The organism is Streptomyces sp. NPDC057099 (assembly GCF_042671245.1).
GTDB lineage: Bacteria > Actinomycetota > Actinomycetes > Streptomycetales > Streptomycetaceae > Streptomyces > Streptomyces purpurascens.
This window is the reverse complement of the sequence record NZ_JBHUTX010000024.1, coordinates 31,478-51,746: the sequence shown is the minus strand read 5'-3', so window position 1 is coordinate 51,746 and position 20,269 is coordinate 31,478. Positions and strand designations below refer to the sequence as shown.

General features: G+C 71.5%; 22 protein-coding genes and 1 riboswitch. Of the genes, 10 read left to right on the top strand and 12 right to left on the bottom strand.

Features of this window, described 5'->3' with window-relative positions:
* Positions 1 to 29: 29 nt before the first annotated feature.
* Positions 30 to 141: riboswitch (TPP riboswitch) on the top strand.
* The 5 genes from thiO to ACFT4A_RS26135 all read left to right on the top strand — a co-directional run bounded on the left by thiO (position 139) and on the right by ACFT4A_RS26135 (position 5,271).
* Positions 139 to 1,308: a glycine oxidase ThiO gene (gene thiO, locus ACFT4A_RS26155; RefSeq protein WP_382834141.1), complete on the top strand. Its 1,170-nt coding sequence runs from the start codon at positions 139 to 141 to the stop codon at positions 1,306 to 1,308. Its footprint overlaps the riboswitch before it by 3 nt.
* On the top strand, positions 1,305 to 1,505 hold the full coding sequence (gene thiS / locus ACFT4A_RS26150; protein WP_059423245.1) for a sulfur carrier protein ThiS: 201 nt from the start codon (positions 1,305 to 1,307) through the stop codon (positions 1,503 to 1,505). The genes thiO and thiS overlap by 4 nt, the downstream gene beginning before the upstream one ends.
* A gap of 2 nt (positions 1,506 to 1,507) precedes the next feature.
* Positions 1,508 to 2,305: a thiazole synthase gene (locus ACFT4A_RS26145; RefSeq protein ID WP_382834138.1), complete on the top strand. Its 798-nt coding sequence runs from the start codon at positions 1,508 to 1,510 to the stop codon at positions 2,303 to 2,305.
* Positions 2,306 to 2,398: 93 nt separating this feature from the next.
* Positions 2,399 to 4,333: a Stk1 family PASTA domain-containing Ser/Thr kinase gene (pknB, locus tag ACFT4A_RS26140; RefSeq protein ID WP_382834135.1), complete on the top strand. Its 1,935-nt coding sequence runs from the start codon at positions 2,399 to 2,401 to the stop codon at positions 4,331 to 4,333.
* Positions 4,334 to 4,392: 59 nt separating this feature from the next.
* Positions 4,393 to 5,271, top strand: coding sequence for a deoxyribonuclease IV (locus ACFT4A_RS26135; protein WP_382834132.1), 879 nt, complete (start codon positions 4,393 to 4,395; stop codon positions 5,269 to 5,271).
* Between the two features lie 19 nt (positions 5,272 to 5,290).
* Here ACFT4A_RS26135 and ACFT4A_RS26130 read toward each other — a convergent pair whose 3' ends face one another.
* Entirely contained in the window at positions 5,291 to 5,941 is a 651-nt protein-coding gene (locus tag ACFT4A_RS26130; protein WP_382834129.1) for a sulfite oxidase-like oxidoreductase, read from the bottom strand.
* A gap of 175 nt (positions 5,942 to 6,116) precedes the next feature.
* Here ACFT4A_RS26130 and bfr point away from each other — a divergent pair, with 175 nt between their 5' ends.
* Positions 6,117 to 6,593, top strand: a complete 477-nt coding sequence (gene bfr / locus ACFT4A_RS26125; protein ID WP_215122005.1) for a bacterioferritin — start codon at positions 6,117 to 6,119, stop codon at positions 6,591 to 6,593.
* Positions 6,594 to 6,603: 10 nt separating this feature from the next.
* On the opposite strand, the gene ACFT4A_RS26120 is transcribed toward bfr, so the two are convergent.
* Both ACFT4A_RS26120 and ACFT4A_RS26115 read right to left on the bottom strand, forming a co-directional pair.
* Entirely contained in the window at positions 6,604 to 6,846 is a 243-nt protein-coding gene (locus tag ACFT4A_RS26120; RefSeq protein WP_251057968.1) for a bacterioferritin-associated ferredoxin, read from the bottom strand.
* Positions 6,847 to 6,994: 148 nt separating this feature from the next.
* Positions 6,995 to 8,347, bottom strand: coding sequence for a class II 3-deoxy-7-phosphoheptulonate synthase (locus ACFT4A_RS26115; RefSeq protein ID WP_382834125.1), 1,353 nt, complete (start codon positions 8,345 to 8,347; stop codon positions 6,995 to 6,997).
* Between the two features lie 96 nt (positions 8,348 to 8,443).
* On the opposite strand from ACFT4A_RS26115, the gene ACFT4A_RS26110 reads away from it, so the two are divergent.
* Positions 8,444 to 8,500: a trp operon leader peptide gene (locus ACFT4A_RS26110; protein WP_082319877.1), complete on the top strand. Its 57-nt coding sequence runs from the start codon at positions 8,444 to 8,446 to the stop codon at positions 8,498 to 8,500.
* 114 nt (positions 8,501 to 8,614) lie between these two features.
* Positions 8,615 to 10,471: an anthranilate synthase family protein gene (locus tag ACFT4A_RS26105; protein WP_382834122.1), complete on the top strand. Its 1,857-nt coding sequence runs from the start codon at positions 8,615 to 8,617 to the stop codon at positions 10,469 to 10,471.
* Positions 10,472 to 10,510: 39 nt separating this feature from the next.
* On the opposite strand, the gene ACFT4A_RS26100 is transcribed toward ACFT4A_RS26105, so the two are convergent.
* Genes ACFT4A_RS26100 through ACFT4A_RS26085 form a run of 4 tightly spaced genes read right to left on the bottom strand, consistent with a single transcriptional unit; the run spans position 10,511 to position 14,356 of the window.
* Complete coding sequence (locus tag ACFT4A_RS26100) at positions 10,511 to 11,539, bottom strand: 6-phosphofructokinase (protein ID WP_382834119.1); 1,029 nt, start codon at positions 11,537 to 11,539, stop codon at positions 10,511 to 10,513.
* Positions 11,540 to 11,592: 53 nt separating this feature from the next.
* Complete coding sequence (locus ACFT4A_RS26095) at positions 11,593 to 12,282, bottom strand: response regulator (protein ID WP_382834116.1); 690 nt, start codon at positions 12,280 to 12,282, stop codon at positions 11,593 to 11,595.
* Positions 12,279 to 13,505: a MacS family sensor histidine kinase gene (gene macS / locus ACFT4A_RS26090; protein WP_382834113.1), complete on the bottom strand. Its 1,227-nt coding sequence runs from the start codon at positions 13,503 to 13,505 to the stop codon at positions 12,279 to 12,281. The genes ACFT4A_RS26095 and macS overlap by 4 nt, the downstream gene beginning before the upstream one ends.
* A gap of 29 nt (positions 13,506 to 13,534) precedes the next feature.
* Entirely contained in the window at positions 13,535 to 14,356 is an 822-nt protein-coding gene (locus tag ACFT4A_RS26085; protein WP_382834110.1) for a lysophospholipid acyltransferase family protein, read from the bottom strand.
* 202 nt (positions 14,357 to 14,558) lie between these two features.
* Here ACFT4A_RS26085 and ACFT4A_RS26080 point away from each other — a divergent pair, with 202 nt between their 5' ends.
* Both ACFT4A_RS26080 and ACFT4A_RS26075 read left to right on the top strand, forming a co-directional pair.
* Positions 14,559 to 15,356 carry an alpha/beta hydrolase gene (locus ACFT4A_RS26080; RefSeq protein ID WP_382834107.1) on the top strand — a complete coding sequence of 266 codons (798 nt, stop codon included), beginning with the start codon at positions 14,559 to 14,561 and terminating at the stop codon, positions 15,354 to 15,356.
* On the top strand, positions 15,349 to 15,981 hold the full coding sequence (locus ACFT4A_RS26075) for a hypothetical protein (RefSeq protein ID WP_382834104.1): 633 nt from the start codon (positions 15,349 to 15,351) through the stop codon (positions 15,979 to 15,981). The genes ACFT4A_RS26080 and ACFT4A_RS26075 overlap by 8 nt, the downstream gene beginning before the upstream one ends.
* On the opposite strand, the gene ACFT4A_RS26070 is transcribed toward ACFT4A_RS26075, so the two are convergent.
* The 5 genes from ACFT4A_RS26070 to ACFT4A_RS26050 all read right to left on the bottom strand — a co-directional run bounded on the left by ACFT4A_RS26070 (position 15,978) and on the right by ACFT4A_RS26050 (position 20,182).
* Positions 15,978 to 16,721, bottom strand: a complete 744-nt coding sequence (locus ACFT4A_RS26070; RefSeq protein ID WP_382834101.1) for an endonuclease/exonuclease/phosphatase family protein — start codon at positions 16,719 to 16,721, stop codon at positions 15,978 to 15,980. The two genes, ACFT4A_RS26075 and ACFT4A_RS26070, sit on opposite strands and share 4 nt — an antisense overlap.
* 138 nt (positions 16,722 to 16,859) lie before the next feature.
* Positions 16,860 to 17,813 carry an ROK family glucokinase gene (locus tag ACFT4A_RS26065; protein ID WP_184596461.1) on the bottom strand — a complete coding sequence of 318 codons (954 nt, stop codon included), beginning with the start codon at positions 17,811 to 17,813 and terminating at the stop codon, positions 16,860 to 16,862.
* 71 nt (positions 17,814 to 17,884) lie between these two features.
* Positions 17,885 to 18,385: a DUF5304 domain-containing protein gene (locus ACFT4A_RS26060; protein ID WP_382834097.1), complete on the bottom strand. Its 501-nt coding sequence runs from the start codon at positions 18,383 to 18,385 to the stop codon at positions 17,885 to 17,887.
* Positions 18,386 to 18,442: 57 nt separating this feature from the next.
* Positions 18,443 to 19,612, bottom strand: a complete 1,170-nt coding sequence (locus ACFT4A_RS26055) for an ArsA family ATPase (RefSeq protein WP_382834094.1) — start codon at positions 19,610 to 19,612, stop codon at positions 18,443 to 18,445.
* A gap of 132 nt (positions 19,613 to 19,744) precedes the next feature.
* Positions 19,745 to 20,182 carry an SRPBCC family protein gene (locus ACFT4A_RS26050; protein WP_261680591.1) on the bottom strand — a complete coding sequence of 146 codons (438 nt, stop codon included), beginning with the start codon at positions 20,180 to 20,182 and terminating at the stop codon, positions 19,745 to 19,747.
* Between the last annotated feature and the right edge of the window lie 87 nt (positions 20,183 to 20,269).

Sequence of the window (20,269 nt, the reverse complement as noted above, 5' to 3'; positions counted from 1 at the left end):
CATACGGCATCGGGCTAGGGTGGCCAACCTAGAGCACTCGCGGGAGCCCGGACGCACCGGGCTGAGAGGGAGGCTGGCGGCCTCCGACCGTACGAACCTGATCCGGGTCATGCCGGCGAAGGGAGGGGCTGGACGCCCATGTCGCGCACGCGAACGTCAGACGTCCTCGTCATCGGGGGCGGCATCATCGGCCTGGTCACCGCGTGGCGGGCCGCACAACGCGGGCTGGCCACGGCCGTGGTGGATCCCGAGCCGGGCGGCGGGGCCGCTCAGGTGGCGGCCGGCATGCTGGCCGCCGTCACGGAACTGCACTACGGAGAGCAGACCCTGCTCGGGCTGAACCTCGCCTCCGCCCGGCGCTATCCGGACTTCGCGGCCGAGCTCACCGACCTCACGGGCCATGACCTCGGCTACCGCCGCTGCGGCACGCTCGCCGTGGCCCTGGACGCCGACGACCGGGCCCATCTGCGTGAACTGCACGCCCTGCAGCAGCAGTCCGGTCTGGAGTCGCAGTGGCTGTCGGGGCGGGAGTGCCGTCGCCTGGAGCCGATGCTCGCGCCGGGCGTGCGCGGCGGGCTGCGGGTCGACGGCGACCACCAGATCGACCCGCGGCGGCTGTCCGGGGCGCTCGTGACGGCGTGCGAGCGGGCGGGCGTGGTCTTCCACCGGGCGTGGGCGGAGCGGCTCACCGTCGTACAGGACCGGGCCGCGGGTGTCGTCACGGCCGACGGGACCGCGCTGGACGCCGGGCAGGTGGTGCTGGCCGGGGGCAGCCTCAGCGGGCGGCTCGCGGGCGTCCCGGAGGACGTGCTGCCGCCCGTGCGGCCGGTGAAGGGGCAGGTCGTACGGCTGGCCATGCCGGAGCGGCACGGGCCCTTCCTGAGCCGGACCGTGCGCGCGGTCGTGCGCGGCAGCCATGTCTATCTGGTGCCGCGCGAGAGCGGCGAGCTGGTCATCGGGGCGACCAGCGAGGAACTGGGCTGGGACACCACCGTGACCGCGGGCGGCGTGTACGAGCTGCTGCGCGACGCGCACGAGCTGGTCCCGGGCGTCACCGAGCTGCCGTTCACCGAGACCCGGGCCGGGCTGCGGCCCGGGTCCCCCGACAACGCGCCGCTGCTCGGCCCGACCGGCCTCGAGGGACTGCTGCTGGCCACCGGGCACTACCGCAACGGTGTCCTGCTCACACCGGTGACCGGCGACGCCATGGCGCACGTCCTGGCGACGGGCGAACTCCCCGAGGAGGCCCGTCCCTTCACCCCGAAGCGCTTCAGTACCGCCACCGCACTCACGGAGCAGCCCGTATGAACATCTCCGTCAACGGGGAGCCCCGGGACGTCCGGCCCGGCACGGCTCTCGACACCGTCGTGAGGTCGCTCACCGCATCGCCCTCCGGAGTGGCCGCCGCCCTCAACGAAACCGTCGTCCCGCGCGCGCAGTGGCCGTCCACTCCCCTGGCAGAGGGAGACCGCGTGGAAGTCCTCACCGCCGTCCAAGGAGGCTGACCATGGCCGACGATCCGTTTGTCCTCGGTGGTACGTCCTTCACGTCCCGCCTGATCATGGGTACGGGCGGGGCACCCAGCCTCGACGTGCTGGAGCGTTCGCTCGTCGCGTCCGGGACGGAGCTGACGACGGTCGCGATGCGCCGGGTGAACCCCTCGGTGCACGGTTCCGTGCTGTCCGTCCTGGACCGGCTCGGCATCCGGGTGCTGCCCAACACGGCGGGCTGTTTCACCGCCGGAGAGGCCGTCCTCACGGCCCGTCTCGCGCGCGAGGCCCTCGGCACCGACCTGGTCAAGCTGGAGGTCATCGCCGACGAGCGCACGCTGCTGCCGGACCCGATCGAGACGCTGGAGGCGGCCGAGACGCTGGTCGACGACGGGTTCACGGTGCTGCCGTACACCAATGACGACCCCGTGCTGGCCCGCAGGCTGGAGGACGCCGGCTGCGCGGCGATCATGCCGCTCGGCTCGCCGATCGGCTCCGGGCTCGGCATCCGCAACCCGCACAACTTCCAGCTGATCACCGAGCACGCGCGCGTGCCGGTGATCCTGGACGCCGGGGCGGGTACGGCGTCGGACGCGGCGCTGGCGATGGAGCTGGGCTGCGCGGGTGTGATGCTCGCCTCGGCGGTGACACGGGCGCAGGAGCCGGTCCTGATGGCCGACGCGATGCGGCATGCCGTGGAGGCGGGGCGGCTGGCGTACCGGGCCGGGCGCATCCCGCGGCGGCATTTCGCGGAGGCGTCGTCCCCGACGGAGGGAAGGGCCGCGCTGGATCCGGAGCGCCCCGCTTTCCAGTAGGCGCCGGCTTACACGTCACAGGTCAGTCGCAGTACCGGGCCCGAGAGCGGACGGGGCGGCGGGCTGTCGGTCGTGGCTCGTACACTCGCCTGCGTGGACACGACCCTTCAGGACCCCTTGGTCGGGCAGGTGCTCGACGGCCGGTATCGCATCGACGCGCGCATCGCCGTCGGCGGGATGGCGACGGTCTACCGGGCTGTGGACACCCGGCTGGACCGCGTTCTCGCGCTCAAGGTGATGCACCCCTCGCTCGCCGTCGACGGCTCGTTCGTCGAGCGGTTCATCCGCGAGGCGAAGTCCGTCGCCCGGCTGGCCCATCCGAACGTGGTGCAGGTATTCGACCAGGGCACCGACGGCTCGTACGTCTATCTCGCCATGGAGTACGTCGCGGGCTGCACCCTGCGGGACGTGCTGCGCGAGCGCGGGGCCCTGCAGCCGCGCGCCGCCCTGGACATCCTGGAGCCGGTGCTGGCCGCGCTGGGCGCCGCCCACCGCGCCGGATTCGTGCACCGGGACATGAAGCCCGAGAACGTCCTCATAGGGGACGACGGCCGGGTGAAGGTCGCCGACTTCGGACTCGTCCGGGCCGTGGACACGGTGACGAACACCACAGGGACCGTGCTCGGAACTGTCGCGTACCTCGCGCCCGAGCAGATAGAGAACGGCACCGCGGACCCCCGCGTCGACGTGTACGCGTGCGGCGTGATGCTGTACGAGATGCTGACCGGCGACAAGCCGCACGACGGGGACTCCCCGGCCGTGATCCTGTACAAGCACCTGCACGAGGACGTCCCGCCGCCGTCGGCCGCCGTGCCCGGTCTGGCCTACGAGCTGGACGAGATGGTGGCCTCGGCGACCGCCCGCACCCCGGACGTCCGCCCGCACGACGCGGTGGCGCTGCTCGCCCACGTTCGCGACGGGCGCGCCGGGCTGAGCACGGAGCAGCTGGACCTGGTGCCGCCGCAGGCGCTCACCGCGGATCACGACGGCGCCGACGACCGTACGAGCGTGATCCCGCGCGCGCTGACCGTGGTGCGCCCGCTGCCGGTCAACGAGGACGACGAGACGTCCGAGGCGGCGCTCAACCGCACCAGCCGTTTCGAGTCCCCGCCACCCCCGCCGTCCCGGCGCCGCCCGGGGTCCCGGCGCGGCCCGCTGGCGATCGTCGTCGCCGTGCTGCTCGTACTGGGCCTCGGCGCCGGCATCTGGTACATCAACTCGGGCCAGTTCACCGAGGTCCCCCCGCTGCTGGCCAAGACCCAGTCCCAGGCCGAGAGCCGGCTGGAGGACGCCGGGCTCGATCTCGGCAAGGTCGAGCACGCCTACAGCGACACCGTGGAGCGGGGCCAGATCATCAGCTCCGACCCGAAGCCCGGGGCGCGCATCCGCGGCAGCGACTCGGTGAGCATCACCGTCTCCGACGGCCCCGAGACCGTGCGGGTGCCCGCCCTGGAGGGCCAGACGCTGGTCAAGGCGCGGGCCCAGCTGAAGGAGGACGGTCTTGAGCCGGGCATGGTCACCCGGGAGTTCAGCGAGGACGTGCCGAAGGGCTCGGTGATCTCCGCGCGGCCCGCCGACGGCACGAAGGTGCGCGCGGGCACGGCCGTCGCGCTCGTCGTCAGCAAGGGCAGCCCCATCGACATCCCCGACGTCAGCGGCGCGGACGAGGCCGACGCCCGGGCGCAGCTGCAGGACGCCGGGCTCAAGGTGAAGGTCGCCACCGAGCGGGTCAACTCCTCCGAGTTCGACAAGGGCCAGGTCGTCAAGCAGAGCCCGAATCCCGGCGGCCGTGCGGCGGAGGGCGACACGGTGACGCTGACGCTCTCCAAGGGCCCCGAGATGATCGAGGTGCCGGACGTGGTCGGCCAGAACGTCGACGACGCCACGCAAGCGCTGGAGAGCGCCGGGTTCCAGGTCGACGAGGACCGTGGTCTGCTCGGCCTGTTCGGCGACGAGGTCAAGGGACAGTCCGTCGAGGGCGGCGAGACGGCGCCCAAGGGTTCGACGATCACCATCAAGATCAGGTGACGAGCGCGGGCCGGGAGCCCGTGGACGGAGCGGGGCCGGCCGCATGACACCCTGAACGGGTGAACAATCAGCTGTCCGGCCCCTCCCGCAACCCGGTGGGCGGCCATGTCCCCGTGGCCGGTGGGCTGCACTCCGTCGGTCTGTCGTACGCCCGTGATCTGAGGGCGGAGACCGTCCAGGTCTTCGTCGCCAACCCGCGCGGCTGGGCCACACCGACCGGGAACCCACAGCAGGACGAGGCGTTCCGCGCGGCCTGCGAGGCCGAGTCGATCCCGGCGTACGTGCACGCCCCCTACCTGATCAACTTCGGCTCGCACACCGAGGCGACCGTGGAGAAGTCGGTGGAGTCGCTGCGGCACTCGCTGCGCCGCGGGCGGGAGATCGGGGCGCTGGGCGTGGTCGTGCACACCGGCAGCGCGACCGGCGGCCGGGAGCGGTCCGTGGCGCTGAAGCAGGTGCGGGAGCGGCTGCTGCCGCTGCTCGACGAGCTGACCCACGACGACGACCCGTATCTGCTGCTGGAGTCGACCGCCGGCCAGGGTGCCTCGCTGTGCTCGCGGACCTGGGACTTCGGCCCGTACTTCGAGGCGCTGGACGCCCACCCGATGCTCGGCGTGTGCCTGGACACCTGCCACATCTTCGCCGCGGGGCACGACCTGACCGGCCCGAGCGGCATGCACCAGACGCTGGACCTGCTGGTGGACACGGTCGGCGAGGGCCGGCTGAAGCTGATCCACGCCAACGACTCCAAGGACGTGGTGGGCGCGCACAAGGACCGGCACGAGAACATCGGCGTGGGCCACATCGGCGAGGACCCGTTCCGGGCCCTGATGACGCACCCCGCGACCGAGGGCGTGCCGCTGATCATCGAGACGCCGGGCGGCAAGGAAGGGCACGCGGCGGACGTGGAGCGGCTGAAGAAGCTGCGCGACTGCTGACGGCCTGGACGGCCTCGGGTCAGAGGTCGGGGCCGTCCCCGGGCTCCTCCTGGTACGAGTAGCGCTGCTCCTGCCACGGGTCGCCGAGGTTGTGGTAGCCGCGCTCCTCCCAGAAACCGCGCCGGTCGGCGGTCATGTACTCCACGCCGCGCACCCACTTGGGGCCCTTCCAGGCGTACAGGTGGGGCACGATCAGGCGCAGCGGGAAGCCGTGCTCGGCGGTGAGGAGTTCGCCGTCCTTGTGGGTGGCGAACAGGGCCTGCTCGGAGGCGAAGTCGGACAGCCGGAGGTTGGAGCTGAAGCCGTACTCGGCCCACACCATCACATGGGTGACGTCGTCCGCGGGCGGAGCGATGTCGAGGATGGTGCGCGCGGGGACCCCGCCCCACTCGGCGCCCAGCATGCTGAACTTCGTGACGCAGTGCAGATCGGCCACGACCGTGGTGTACGGCAGGGCCGTGAACTCCTCGTGGGTCCAGCAGTGCTTGCCGCCGTCGGCGGTGGCGCCGAAGACCCTGAACTCCCAGCGCTCGGGCCGGAACTTGGGGACGGGCCCGTAGTGCGTGACCGGCCAGCCGCGCTGCAATCGCTGTCCCGGCGGAAGCCCGGGCTGCGTCGCTCCCGCTGGATCGCGCCCTTCTCCCGATTCACGTCCCACCGGCTGACCCATGTGTCCATCCTGACAGACCTCGGGTCATGCCCCTGACCCGGGCCATTCCAAATCGGGACATTAAGAACTAAGCATGCCCTTACTTACTAAGTGAAGACTTACTGGACGATCTTCTTCCGCGGTGGAATCATGCGGCGCAACCTGCCAGTTCTTACGCGTGGAAGGAGCCTCTGCGATGCAGGGCGACCCCGAGGTCCTCGAATTCCTGAACGAGCAGTTGACCGGCGAGCTGACGGCGATCAACCAGTACTGGCTGCACTACCGGATCCAGGACAACAAAGGCTGGACCAAGCTCGCCAAGTACACGCGTGAAGAGTCCATCGATGAGATGAAGCACGCGGACAAGATCACCGAGCGCATCCTCATGCTGGACGGCCTGCCCAACTACCAGCGGCTCTTCCATGTCCGGGTGGGCCAGACGGTCACCGAGATGTTCCAGGCCGACCGGCAGGTCGAGGTCGAGGCGATCGACCGTCTCAAGCGGGGCATCGAGGTGATGCGCACCAAGGGCGACATCACGTCCGCGAACCTCTTCGAGTCGATCCTCGAGGACGAGGAACACCACATCGACTATCTGGACACGCAACTGGAACTCATCGAGAAGCTCGGCGAGGCGCTGTACCTCGCGCAGCAGATCGAGCAGCCGAGCTAGGGCCCGCCTCCTAGGCGGCGTCCTCCAGATCCGACAGGTCCGAGAGCACCGGTTCCCCCCGGTCGGCCATGTCCCGGCGAGGGCAGGCTCCCCTGCCGAGGAGCGCCTGGATACGACGGACGCACGACCCGCAGTCCGTGCCCGCCTTGCAGGCGGAGGCTATCTGGCGGGGGGTGCAGGCGCCGCTGTCCGCGTGCTGTTTGACCTGCTGCTCGGTGATCCCGAAGCAACTGCAGATGTACACGCGGCTCACCTCCCGGCAGGTTCGTTCTCTCGGCGCCGTCCCGTTGATCGGTGAGGCTAACCTAACCTTACCCGCCGGGTCGGAGCCACAAAAGTGGAGAGGGGCGCGGATCGTGTGATCCGCGCCCCAGTCCATGTCCGGGTAACAGGCGATCCCGTTACTGGTCCCTGTACATCTCGGCCACGAGGAACGCCAGGTCGAGCGATTGGCTGCGGTTGAGCCGCGGGTCGCAGGCCGTCTCGTAGCGCTGGTGCAGATCGTCGACGAAGATCTCGTCGCCGCCGCCCACGCACTCGGTGACGTCGTCGCCGGTCAGCTCCACGTGGATGCCGCCCGGGTGGGTGCCGAGCGCCTTGTGGACCTCGAAGAAGCCCTTGACCTCGTCGAGCACGTCGTCGAAGCGGCGGGTCTTGTGCCCGGAGGCCGCCTCGAAGGTATTGCCGTGCATCGGGTCGGTCACCCAGGCCACGGTGGCGCCCGAGGCGGTGACCTTCTCGACCAGCTCGGGGAGCTTGTCCCGGACCTTGTCGGCGCCCATGCGGACGATGAAGGTCAGCCGGCCCGGCTCACGCTCCGGGTCGAGGCGCTCGATGTACTGCAGCGCGTCCTCGGCCGTGGTCGTCGGGCCCAGCTTGATGCCGATCGGGTTGCGGATCTTCGAGGCGAACTCGACATGCGCGTGGTCCAGCTGCCGGGTGCGCTCGCCGATCCACACCATGTGCCCGGAGACGTCGTACAGCTGCCCGGTGCGCGAGTCGACCCGGGTCAGGGCGGACTCGTAGTCGAGCAGCAGCGCCTCGTGCGAGGCGTAGAACTCGACGGTCTTGAACTCCTCCGGGTCGGCCCCGCAGGCGTGCATGAAGTTCAGCGCGTTGTCGATCTCGCGCGCCAGCTGCTCGTAGCGCTGTCCCGAGGGGGACGACTTCACGAAGTCCTGGTTCCAGGCGTGCACCTGGCGCAGGTCGGCGTAGCCGCCGGTGGTGAAGGCGCGCACCAGGTTCAGCGTGGAGGCGGACGCGTGGTACATCCGCTTCAGGCGCTCGGGGTCCGGGATGCGGGCGGCCTCGTTGAAGTCGAAGCCGTTGACCGAGTCGCCGCGGTAGGTCGGCAGGGTCACGCCGTCGCGGGTCTCGGTGCCCTTGGAGCGCGGCTTGGAGTACTGGCCGGCGATGCGGCCGACCTTCACCACGGGCACGGACGCGGCGTACGTGAGCACGGCGCCCATCTGGAGCAGCGTCTTCAGCTTGTTGCGGATGTGGTCGGCCGATACGGCGTCGAAGGCCTCGGCGCAGTCGCCGCCCTGGAGGAGGAACGCCTCTCCCTTGGCGACGGACGCCATCCGGGCGCGCAGCTGGTCGCACTCGCCCGCGAAGACGAGCGGCGGATACGACTCGAGGTCCGCAACGACTGCGCGCAGAGCCTCGGTGTCGGGGTACTCGGGCTGCTGCGCCGCGGGCAGGTCTCGCCAGGTGTTGCCAGCACTCGCGCTGGTCTTAGCGTTCACGGTCACGACCTCAACATTACGGGGTCGTGTCGGGCGTCCTGACCCATGCCCAGCAATTGAGACACCGCGTACGCTCCTCGGACATGGGGTAGGGTGCGTCGCATGTTCGCGCATTCGATCCAGACCTGGTGGTGGACCGCTCATCCGGCGGCCCACTGACTGCGCGTACGACTGACTTCGCGAAGGCCGCCCGAGGGGCGGCCTTCGGCGTTTCCGGGGTCCGTTCCTCACCGACATCGATCTACGTCGATCGACATCCACGGAAGAGGAACCATGGACCTGGCACAGCTCCTGCACGATCCGCGCCCCTTCGCGCTGCTGCGCCGCCGCACCCCGGGCCAGGACCACGAGCAGGTCGAGGTCCTGATCGGCCCGGTCGCCACCTGCGACCGTCTCGCCGACCTTCCCGACGAGGGCCTCGCGCTCGTCCCCTTCAGGCAGATCCGCGAGCGCGGCTTCGACGTCCGCGACGACGGCACGCCCCTGGCGGTGCTGACGCCCGAGGAGTCGTACGAGATCCCGCTGGCCGACGCGCTGGACCAGCTCCCGGGGCATGACGTGCGGGTCGAGGGCGGCGGCTTCGACGTCGGGGACGAGGAGTACGCGGAGATCGTCGGGCGGGTGCTGCGGGAGGAGATCGGGCGCGGCGAGGGCGCGAACTTCGTGATCCGGCGGACGTACGAGGGTGAGATCCCCGGGTTCGGGCGGGCCGACGCGCTGGCGCTGTTCCGGCGGCTGCTGGAGGGCGAACGGGGCGCGTACTGGACGTTCGTCGTGCACACCGGAGACCGGACGCTGGTCGGGGCGAGCCCGGAGGTGCATGTCCGGATGTCCGGCGGCACGGTCGTCATGAACCCGATCAGCGGCACCTACCGCTACCCCGCCGAGGGGCCGACCCCCGAGCATCTGCTCGGCTTCCTCGCCGACGGCAAGGAGATCGAGGAGCTGTCGATGGTCGTCGACGAGGAGCTCAAGATGATGTGCACCGTCGGCGACATGGGCGGGGTCGTGGTCGGGCCCCGGCTGAAGGAGATGGCGCACCTCGCGCACACCGAGTACGAGCTGCGCGGGAAGTCCTCGCTGGATGTGCGGGAGGTGCTGAAGGAGACCATGTTCGCGGCGACCGTCACGGGCTCGCCGGTGCAGAACGCCTGCCGGGTCATCGAGCGGCACGAGGCCGGAGGACGGGGCTACTACGCCGGGGCGCTGGCGCTGCTCGGGCGGGATTCCGGCGGGGCGCAGACCCTGGACTCCCCCATCCTCATCCGTACCGCCGACATCGACGCGGACGGCGCGCTGCGGGTGCCGGTGGGCGCCACGCTCGTGCGCGGGTCGGACCCGGAGGGTGAGGTCGCGGAGACGCACGCGAAGGCGGCGGGCGTGCTGGCGGCCCTGGGCGTACGGCCGGGCAGGCCGCGTGCGGAGTCCGTGCGGCCGAAGCTCGCCGACGATCCACGCGTGCGTGCCGCGCTCGACGGGCGCCGGGCGTCGCTGGCGCCGTTCTGGCTGCGGATGCAGGAGCGGTCCGAGGGGCTCGCCGGACACGCCCTGGTCGTCGACGGCGAGGACACCTTCACGGCGATGCTCGCGCATGTGCTGCGGTCGAACGGTCTGGAGGTGACCGTCCGGCGGTACGACGAGGCGGGGCTGCGGGAGGCGGTGCTGGCGCACGAGGGGCCGGTGGTGCTCGGCCCGGGTCCCGGGGACCCTGCCGATCTCACCGACCCCAAGATGCGGATCCTGCGCGGTCTCACCGCCGAGGTCATCCGCGGCCATGCGCACGGTGTGCTCGGCGTCTGCCTCGGGCACGAGCTGATCGCGGCCGAGCTGGGGCTGGAGATCGTACGGAAGGACGTGCCGTACCAGGGCGCGCAGACGGAGATCGAGCTGTTCGGGCGGCGTGAGACCGTCGGCTTCTACAACAGCTTCGTGGCGCGCTGCGACGAGGAGGCCCACCAGGAGCTGGCCGCGCACGGCGTCGAGGTCAGCCGGGCCGCGAACGGCGAGGTGCACGCGATGCGCGGGCCTGGGTTCGCCGGTGTGCAGTTCCATCCGGAGTCGATCCTGACGCTGAACGGCGCCGCGGTCGTGCGGGAGCTGGTGGGGCAGTTGCGCAACACGACCGTGTAGCCGTTCGGGGGCGGTTGCCCCCGGACTTCCCTGTCCCGGTCAGCCGAAGAAGACGCCGACCTCCTCGTACAGCGTGGGGTCCACCGTCTTCAGGCGGGCCGTCGCGTCGGCGATCGGGACCCGGACGATGTCGGTGCCGCGCAGGGCGACCATCGTGCCGAAGTCGCCGTCGCGGACGCAGTCGATGGCGTGCAGGCCGAAGCGGGTGGCGAGCCAGCGGTCGAAGGCGCTGGGGGTGCCGCCGCGCTGGACATGGCCCAGGACCGTGGTGCGGGCCTCCTTGCCCGTGCGCTTCTCGATCTGCTTGGCCAGCCATTCGCCGACGCCGGAGAGGCGGACGTGCCCGAAGGAGTCCAGCGACTGGTCCTTGAGGACCATGTCGCCGTCCTTCGGCATCGCCCCTTCGGCGATGACGACGATCGGCGCGTACGACGCCTTGAAGCGGGAGGTCACCCAGGCGCAGACCTGCTCGACGTCGAAGCGCTGCTCGGGGATGAGGATGACGTTCGCCCCGCCGGCCAGGCCCGAGTGGAGGGCGATCCAGCCGGCGTGCCGGCCCATCACCTCGACGACCAGGACCCGCATATGGGACTCGGCGGTGGTGTGCAGCCGGTCGATCGCCTCGGTCGCGATGCCGACCGCGGTGTCGAAGCCGAAGGTGTAGTCGGTGGCGGACAGGTCGTTGTCGATCGTCTTCGGGACGCCGACGCAGGGCACGCCGTGATCGTCGGACAGCCGGGCGGCCACGCCCAGGGTGTCCTCGCCGCCGATGGCGATGAGCGCCTCGACCTCCATCGCGGCGAGGTTCTCCTTGATACGGCGGATGCCGTTCTCCACCTTCAGCGGGTTGGTCCGCGAGGAGCCGAGGACGGTACCGCCGCGGGGCAGGATGCCGCGCACGGCGGGGATGTCGAGACGGACGGTGTCGCCTTCCAGGGGTCCTCGCCAGCCGTCCCGGAAGCCGGTGAAGTCATAGCCGTACTCCTGCACGCCCTTGCGGACGATCGCCCGGATGACGGCGTTGAGCCCGGGGCAGTCGCCGCCTCCGGTCAGTACTCCGACGCGCATGGAACAGTCCCTTCGCCGCAGGTGCCTGACGAAGGGTCAGTGTGACGTGCGCCTCACTCGTCGTCGAGGCCGCGTTCTATCGCGTACCTGACCAGCTCCACGCGGTTGTGCAGCTGGAGCTTGCCGAGGGTGTTCTGGACGTGGTTCTGCACCGTGCGGTGGGAGATGACCAGCCGTTCGGCGATCTGCTTGTAGCTCAGGCCCTTGGCGACCAGGCGCAGCACCTCGGTCTCCCGGTCGGTGAGCCGGGGCGCCTTCGGTTCGTCGGTGTCCTGGGCGGGGGCGGGTTCGGAGGCCAGGCGGCGGTACTCGCCGAGGACCAGTCCGGCGAGGCCGGGGGTGAAGACCGGGTCGCCGACGGCAGTGCGGCGCACCGCGTCCTGGAGTTCCCCGGTGGAGGCCGACTTCAGCAGATAGCCGGTCGCGCCGGACTTCACGGCCTCCAGGACGTCGGCGTGCTCACCGCTGGCGGACAGCACGAGGACGCGCAGCGCGGGGTTGGCGGCGACGACCTCCTTGCAGACCTGGACGCCGGGCTTGGCGGGCAGGTTCAGGTCCAGCACGAGGACGTCGGGTGCGGCGGCCTTGGCGCGGCGCACGGCCTGGTCGCCGTCGCTCGCGGTGGCGACCACCTCGAATCCCGACTCGGCCAGGTCACGGGCGACGGCGTCGCGCCACATGGGGTGGTCGTCGACGACCATGACCTTGATCGGCTCCCGCCGGTCCGCACTGCTCTCCGTCATCGCTGCTCCGCCTTCCCCCGTGCGTCCGTCACGTCCTTCGGTACCTTCAGCTCGACCTCCGTGCCCTGGCCCGGCACCGAGATCAGTTCCGCGCTGCCGCCGAGGTCGCGCAGCCGGCCGCGGATCGACAGGGCGACGCCGAGCCGCCCCTCGCCCTCGGCCTGGGCGAGCCGGCCCTGCGGGATGCCGGGTCCGTCGTCCCGGACGGTGACGATCACCTCGTCCGGCTCGTCCTCGACCAGGATCCACGCGCGCGCCTGCTCCCCGGCGTGCCTGCGGACATTGTCCAGGGCGGCACCGACGGCCGCGGCCACCTCGCGGGCGGCGACCGGGGGCAGCGGTACGGTCGCGCCGGGCTCGGCGAGGCTGACCTTGGCCCCGGCGTAGGGCGCGAGCAGGGCGCGCAGGTCGACGGGGCCGCTGTCCTGCGGCTCCTCGTCGACCGTCCGGACGACCGCGCCCTCGGCGGCGTCCTCGGAGACCCGGGAGACGGGCACGAGCCCGCCGGAGACCAGGGTGCGCAGCGCGACCTCCTGCTCGCCGGCCATCCGGCCCAGCTCGGCCGCCTCGCCGCCGATCACCGCCCCGCGCCGCTGCACCATGGCCAGGACCTGGAGCACGCTGTCGTGGATGTCGCGGGCGAGCCGCTCCCGCTCCCTGGTGGCGGCCTCGATCTCCAGGGCGCGGGCGAGGGTGCGCTCGGAGGCGCGGGCGACCTCGACGACGTAGCCGATGGCGACGGAGGCGATGCAGACGAGGATGACGTTGTGGACGGTGTCGCGGGCCGGGGTGCCGCGTTCGACCAGGTTGGCGACGGCCACGAGGCCGGAGGCGAGGGCCGCCCAGCGCCAGCCGCCCTTGACGGCGAAGGCGAGGACGGCTCCGGCGGTCCAGATCGACGGCAGCGTCGGGCCCCCGGCCTGGACCCGCTCGTGGGTGTCGGCGACGGGCGTGAGCATGATGCCGGCGATCGCGATGGTGAGGTCGGCGGCGAGGAACCGCTTGGTGCAGCCCGCGGCGTTCGCGACCCGGGGCAGGGTGGCCAGGGTCCACACGCCCAGCACGGCGTAGTAGGCGACGGCGACCCAGGGGCGGGTGAACTCGTCGTAGGCGGTGGCGAACAGGCCGACCGCGTACAGCATCGTGAGCACCCGGTAGCCGGACAACGCCCGCCACAGCGGCTGCTCGACCGACATCCTCATGACGCGCTCGCGCTTGGCCATCTCCCCCGCCCCCCGGCGTCGAGCCCCGACTAGGGCTCGGTCCGCCGCTGCTCCGTCTGGTCCTTCTCGGCCTGGTCCTTCTCGGCCTGGTCCCGCTCGGCCTTTTCCTTCGCGGCCTGTTCCTTCTCCGCCCGCGCGAGTGCGGCCTTCGCCGCCTTCTCGGCTTCCTTCTCCGCCTTCGCCGCGTCCGCGATCTGCCGCTTCATGGCCGTCGCGTACATGTCGACGTACTCCTGGCCGGAGAGCCTCATGATCTCGTACATGACCTCGTCGGTCACCGCGCGCAGCACGAAACGGTCGTGCTCCATGCCCTGGTAGCGGCTGAAGTCCAGGGGCTTGCCGATCCGGATGCCCGGGCGCATCAGCTTGGGCATGACCTTGCCGGGCGGCTGGATCTTCTCCGTGTCGATCATCGCGACGGGGAGGACGGGGGCGCCGGTGGCGAGGGCCACGCGCGCGAGGCCGCCCGGCTTGCCCCGGTAGAGCCGCCCGTCGGGCGAGCGCGTGCCCTCCGGGTAGATACCGAACAGCTCGCCGCGCTCCAGCACCTCTATGCCGCTCTTGATCGCGGCCTCACCCGCGCCGCGCGCACCGGAGCGGTCCACGGGCAGCTGGCCGACGCCCTTGAAGAAGGCGGCCGTCATCCGGCCCTTCACCCCGGGCGTCGTGAAGTACTCCGCCTTCGCGATGAACGTGACCTTGCGGTCCAGGACCGCGGGCAGGAAGAACGAGTCCGAGAAGGACAGGTGGTTGCTCGCCAGGATCGCGGCGCCCTCTGCGGGAACGTTCTCCAGGCCTTCCACCCAGGGCCTGAAGGCGACCTTCAGTGGTCCCCCAACAGCGACCTTCATCGCGCCGTACAACAACCGAGTGCCTCCTGTATGTGTCGGTCAGACCTTAACCCGGAGTGCTGTCAAAGGCGCCGACGGCCCTGGTCGGTGTCAGTGCGGTCGCGTACGGTGAAGGTCCCGCGAACGACGTGCGACCCCTTCCATGACGTTCCGTGACATTCCGTGATCGTGTCAGTCCCTTCTCACGACCAGGAGGCCGAAGGTGCCGGTCCTTTCCGGAGCCGAGCCGTTTCGCCACGAGGGCGGGGAGGTCGCCGTCCTCCTCTGCCACGGTTTCACCGGATCACCGCAGTCGCTGCGCCCCTGGGCGGAGCACCTCGCCGAGCGCGGCCTGACCGTCTCCCTGCCGCTGCTGCCCGGGCACGGCACCCGCTGGGAGGACCTGCGGATCACCGGCTGGCAGGACTGGTACGCGGAGGTGGACCGCGAGCTGCGCCTCCTGTGCGAGCGCCGTGAGCAGGTGTTCGTGGCCGGTCTGTCCATGGGCGGCGCCCTGGCCCTGCGCCTCGCCGCGAAGCACGGCGACGCCGTCAGCGGCGTGGTGGTCGTCAACCCCGCGAACAAGGTGCACGGCCTGGCCGCGCACGCCCTGCCGGTGGTCCGCCACTTCGTCCGTTCGACGAAGGGGATCGCCAGCGACATCGCGAAGCCGGACAGCAGCGAGCTGGGCTACGACCGGGTGCCGCTGCACGCGGCGCACTCCCTGCGGCAGTTCTTCCAGATCACCGACGGCGAGCTGCCGCAGGTCACGCAGCCGGTGCTGCTGCTGCGCAGCCCGCAGGACCATGTGGTGCCGCCCGCCGACTCCGCCCGCATCCTCGGCCGCATCTCCTCGACGGATGTGAAAGAGGTCGTCCTGGAACAGAGCTACCACGTCGCCACGTTGGACCATGACGCGGACCGGATCTTCGAGGAGAGCGTCGAGTTCATCGGCCGGCTCGCGTCCGGTCTCGGCAAGGAGCCCGGTCTCGGCAAGGAAGGGACGACCGCAGGTGGCTGAGCACGACTCGGACCGCGAGGACCGCGAGGGCCGTGAGCCGGACGAGCAGGGCGTCCCGTTCGACGAGGAGGCCGCCTGGGCCGCGATCGTCGCCGCGTACGGCGAGGAGCCGCCGGACCCGCCGGGCGCCAAGCCGTTCAAGTCGATCGAGGACCTGGCCCTGCTGGAGACCGGGACCAACGACGACCGGGTGGACACGGCCGGGGCGGCCGGGGAGGCGGTCAAGCCCGCCGAGCCCGAGGAGGCCGCGAAGCCCGGGGACAAGCCGGTCGAGCCTGCCACCCCGCTGGGCGGCTCCATCTCCTTCGCGCCCGGCGTCGGCCCGCGCGACTACTCCGCGCCCGAGCCCGCCGAGGAGGACTTCGACGAGGACGACGAGGGCCACTTCGTGCCGCCGGAGCCGCCCCCGCTGCCGGCCGCCGACGCCACCGCGAAGTTCGCCTGGCTGGGCGTGCTCGGCGGGCCGGTCCTGCTGCTGCTGGCCGTGGTGCTCGGCTGGGAGATGACGTGGTGGCTGGCCACGGCGGGGATCGGCGGGTTCCTCGGCGGGTTCGCCACGCTGGTGATGCGGATGCGGACGGATGACGAGGACGACGAGGACCCGGGGCGCGGGGCGGTCGTCTAGCCTGCCGGCACCTTGAGGGCGGCCAGGACCGGGAGATGGTCCGTGGCCGCCCTCAGGTCTGTCGCGGTCACCCCGGGGTGGCCGGCCGGCACGCCGCAGCCCAGCACCTCGATGCCCTTGGTCGCGAAGATCGCGTCGATGCGCTGGTAGGGGTCGGCGGGGGTCCAGGTGTGCTCGCCGCCCCAGGGCGCGGCGGCCCGGCAGTCGGTGAGGCCGTCGGTCAGGCGGCGGAAGGTGCGGCCGTCCGGGCGTTCGTTCAGGTCACCGCCGGCGATCGCGTGCTCCACGCCCATCCCGGCGAGCCGGTCGAGGAGCATGCCGCCCTGCTCGTAGCGCTCGTCCTTCTGCAGCGACAGATGGCAGCTCAGGACGCCGAGCCGGGTGCCGGCGAACCGGACGACGGCGGTGGCGAAGCCGCGGCGGTGCAGGCCGGGGGTGAGGGGCAGGAGGACGTCCTCCGTGCGCTCGATCGTCGCCCGCAGCGAGCAGAGGATCGCCGGGCCCGCGGCGGTGGCGCCGCCGGTGAGGACGACGAGGTCGGCCGCGCGGGCCAGGCGGGCGAGTTTCTTGCGCCAGCGGAAGAAGCGGGGGGCTTCCTGGACGAGGACCAGGTCGGGCTCGCATGCCCTGATGACGCGGGCCAGGGCGGCTGTGTCGTCGCGCATCGAGCGGATGTTGTAGGTGAGGACCCTGATGACCGCGGAACCGTCGGGTTCGGTCCCGGAGTTGGGGAGCGCCATGTGAGCAATTTACGCCCAATGGCTCGGGGCGCGGGGATGGTGCGCGAGTGCCGGTCGTATGTGGCTGATCGCGCCCGCGCGGCGGAGCCGCACGTCTATACAGCCCCGCGCCCCTTGGGGCACAAACCCTGAAGGCGATTACATGATCGGGTCGGGTTCCCTTGCCAGGTCCGCCGCGCCCACCAGGCCTGCCTTGTTGCCCAGTTCTGCCGCTCTTACCTCCGCGACCGGGCGCCAGTTGCCGCCGACCAGCCAGCGCTTGTAGGACTTGCGGATCGGGCCGAGGACCAGTTCGCCCTCGTCGGAGAGGCCGCCGCCCACGATGAACGCGGAGGGGTCGAAGAGGGAGGCGAGGTCGGCGAGGCCCGCGCCGACCCAGCGGGCCAGCTCGCGGTAGGAGTCGACGGCCACGCGGTCGCCCTGGCGGGCGGCCATGGAGATGTGCTTGCCCTCGATGCCCTCGGGCGTGCCGTTGCCGAGACCGAGCAGGATCTCGGCGTTCTCCGGGGTGGCGTTGGCGCGCTGCTTGGCGTACCGGACGAGCGCGCGCCCCGAGGCGTACTGCTCCCAGCAGCCCTGCGAGCCGCAGCCGCACAGCAGGCCGTCCGGCACCATGCGGATGTGGCCGAACTCGGCGGCCACGCCGAAGTGCCCGCGGCGCAGCTTGTTGCCGATGATGATGCCGCCGCCGAGGCCGGTGCCCAGGGTGATGCAGATGACGTTGCGGTGGCCCTTGCCGCCGCCGAACTTGTACTCGCCCCACGCCGCGGCGTTCGCGTCGTTCTCGACGATCACCGGAAGGCCCACGCGGGCCTCGACCTTCTCCTTGAGCGGCTCGTTGCGCCAGTGGATGTTGGGCGCGAAGTAGACCTCGGAGCGCTGCCGGTTCACATAACCGGCGGCGCCGATGCCCACGCCGACGATGTCGTGCCCGACGCGGGCGCCTTCCACCGCCGAGGCGATGGCGTCCACGATGCCCTCGGCCGTGCCCGGGGTCGGCACCTTGTGGGTCGAGAGGATGTTGCCTTCCTCATCGACCACGCCGGCCGCGATCTTCGTGCCGCCGATGTCGACGCCGATGGTGAGTCCCATGAATCCCTCAGTTTCGGTCGAGCCCCGCTACGGCCAACGGTACCCGAGAGGCCGGGGGCTCGGCCGGGGGCTCAGTCCAGGTCGATGCGCTCTCCGGGGCCGTCGTCGTCGCCCCGGTCACGGCGTTCGTCGTGGTCACGGGGATCGGTGTCGTCGTCGCGGCCGGTCCAGCGCCGCTCCTGGGCCTGCACGGCGGAGCGGTAGGCGGCGAGCAGTTCGTTCCCGGCCGCCGCCAGGTGGTCGAAGACGTCCGGGTTGCGCTCGATGACGGGTTCCACGGCGTCCTTGGCCTGCTGGACGACCTGGCGGACGACCTGCTGGGCGGCGGGCCCTGCGACCGCGCCGAACAGCGGGGACTCGAGTCCCGACAGCTTGTCCGCGACGGCGTCGACGAGCTTCTTCAGTTCCTCGGCCGCGGAGCCCGGGGGCGGGCCGTACTCGGCGCGGCGGCGGGCCTTCTCCGCCTCGAGGTCCTCGGCGCACGCGGTCGCCCAGGCGTCGGCGTCGGTCGCCCGTACCTCGTCCACGGCCTCTTCGCGGGCGGCGTCGGACGGGGGGAGCTCTTCGCTCATGACGGACTCCTGACTACGGTTCGTCTCTACGACGTTACCCGAACGGGCGTACCCCGCTCACCGGGCCTGCGGCCACAGTTTCGGGTCGGGTGCGAAGCGGATGCGCAGCTCGTCCTCGCGCAGGGCGGCCCCGTCGACGGTGCAGCGGCGCAGCGCGGAGGGCAACGGGACGATACGGCGGAACCGCCCCGCGGTGACGACCAGTTCGTCGCCGCGCCGGACGAGGTCCAGTTCCTCGCGTATGGCGCCGGGCAGCGGGATGTGCCAGACGAGCACACCGTCCTCGCCGAGCCGGTCGGTCACGGGCCATTCGACCGGGGAGGCGGTGTGCTCGGCGCCGGGCACATCGAGGGCGGTGAGGTCGTCGGCGCCGCGCGGGTCGTGTCCGAGGTGGGCGACGGTGCGCACGTCGTACGCCTCCCGCCATTCCTCCAGCGTCTTGCGCTGCTGGGCGACCGGCCCGGCGAGCCAGGTGTCCGGGGACGCCTCGGGCAGGACGCGGTTGGCGACCACGACATCGGTGCGCAGACCGCGCAGGGCGAGGCCGAGGCCGGCACAGCGGACGGCGTCGGCACCGGCCGGGCCGGGCTCGGCGACCAGCCGTACGACGGTGTCCCGGTCGGCGACGACCGCTTCCACGGCCGCCAGCTCCAGATCCCAGCGGCCTGCCGTCTCGTACAGCCACTCGGCGGGCATGGGCACGCCGGCCAGCCGTCCCAGGACGGGGCGCAGGGCCCGGGCGGCCTGCCGTTCCGGCGGCAGCAGCCGGCGCAGGTAGCGGCGCAGCTCCTCGGGCAGGGCGAGAAGGGCGAGGGCCTGCGGCGCCGGCGGCAGGTCGACGACGAGGAGGTCGTACGACTCCGACAGGGCCGCGTCGCGCAGGGCCCGCAGCAGGGCGAGTTCCTCGGCGCCGGGCAGCGGGGTGAGTTCCTCGGGGTCCAGCCGCGAGGCACCGAGGAGATCCAGGGCGGAGGAGGCACGGTCCTGAAGGGCGGTGAGGTCCTCGCGGAAGTCCTGGGCGGGGTCGGGCCGCCAGGCGGTGAGAAGGGGTGCGGCTTCGACCGGGGTCGGGCCGGTGCCGATCCCCAGCGCGGCACCGAGGGTGTCGGTGCGGTCGGCGCTGAGGACGAGGGTGCGGGTGCCCTTCGCCGCCGCGGCCAGGGCGGTCGCGGCCGAGAGGGTGGTACGACCGCTACCGCCGGGGCCGGTGATCAGGATGGTGCGCATGGGAATGAACGGTAACCGAGTCGCCCTCAGGGGCGCGGGGCCGCGTTGATCGAACATGCGGCTCCGCCGCGGGGGCGCGACCAGCCACAACGCACCCGCACCCGGCCGATCACAGGCACTCCAGCGGCGCGATCACGCAGACTCGACCCGCTTCTTCAACCCGGCCAACGCCCGGTCGATGATGACCTTCTCGGCCTTCCGCTTGATCATCCCCAGCATCGGGATCTTGACGTCCACGGTCAGCACGTACGTGACCTCCGTACCCCCCGCCCCGGCCGGCTTGAGAAGGTACGAGCCGTCCAGAGACCGCAGCATCTGGGACTTGACCAGCGTCCAGGACACCTCGTTCTCGCCGGTCCAGGTGTACCCGAGCACCTGGTCGTCCTTGATCGCACCCGCGTCCATGACGAGGCGGACCTGCTCGGCGCGGCCCTGCTCGTCGGTCTTGAGGACCTCCGCCTCCTTCACCTCACCCGTCCAGTCCGGATAGCGGGCGAAGTCGGAGATGACCGCCATGACGTCGGCCGGGGCTGCCTCGATGGTGATGCTCGAGCTGGTGTGTTCCGCCATCGCCGTGGCTCCTCCAGATACGGGCCGGTAAGACGTCGTCGTGCGCACGTGTGTGCAGCGTGAAGGCTACCGCGCACGGGGCCCGCC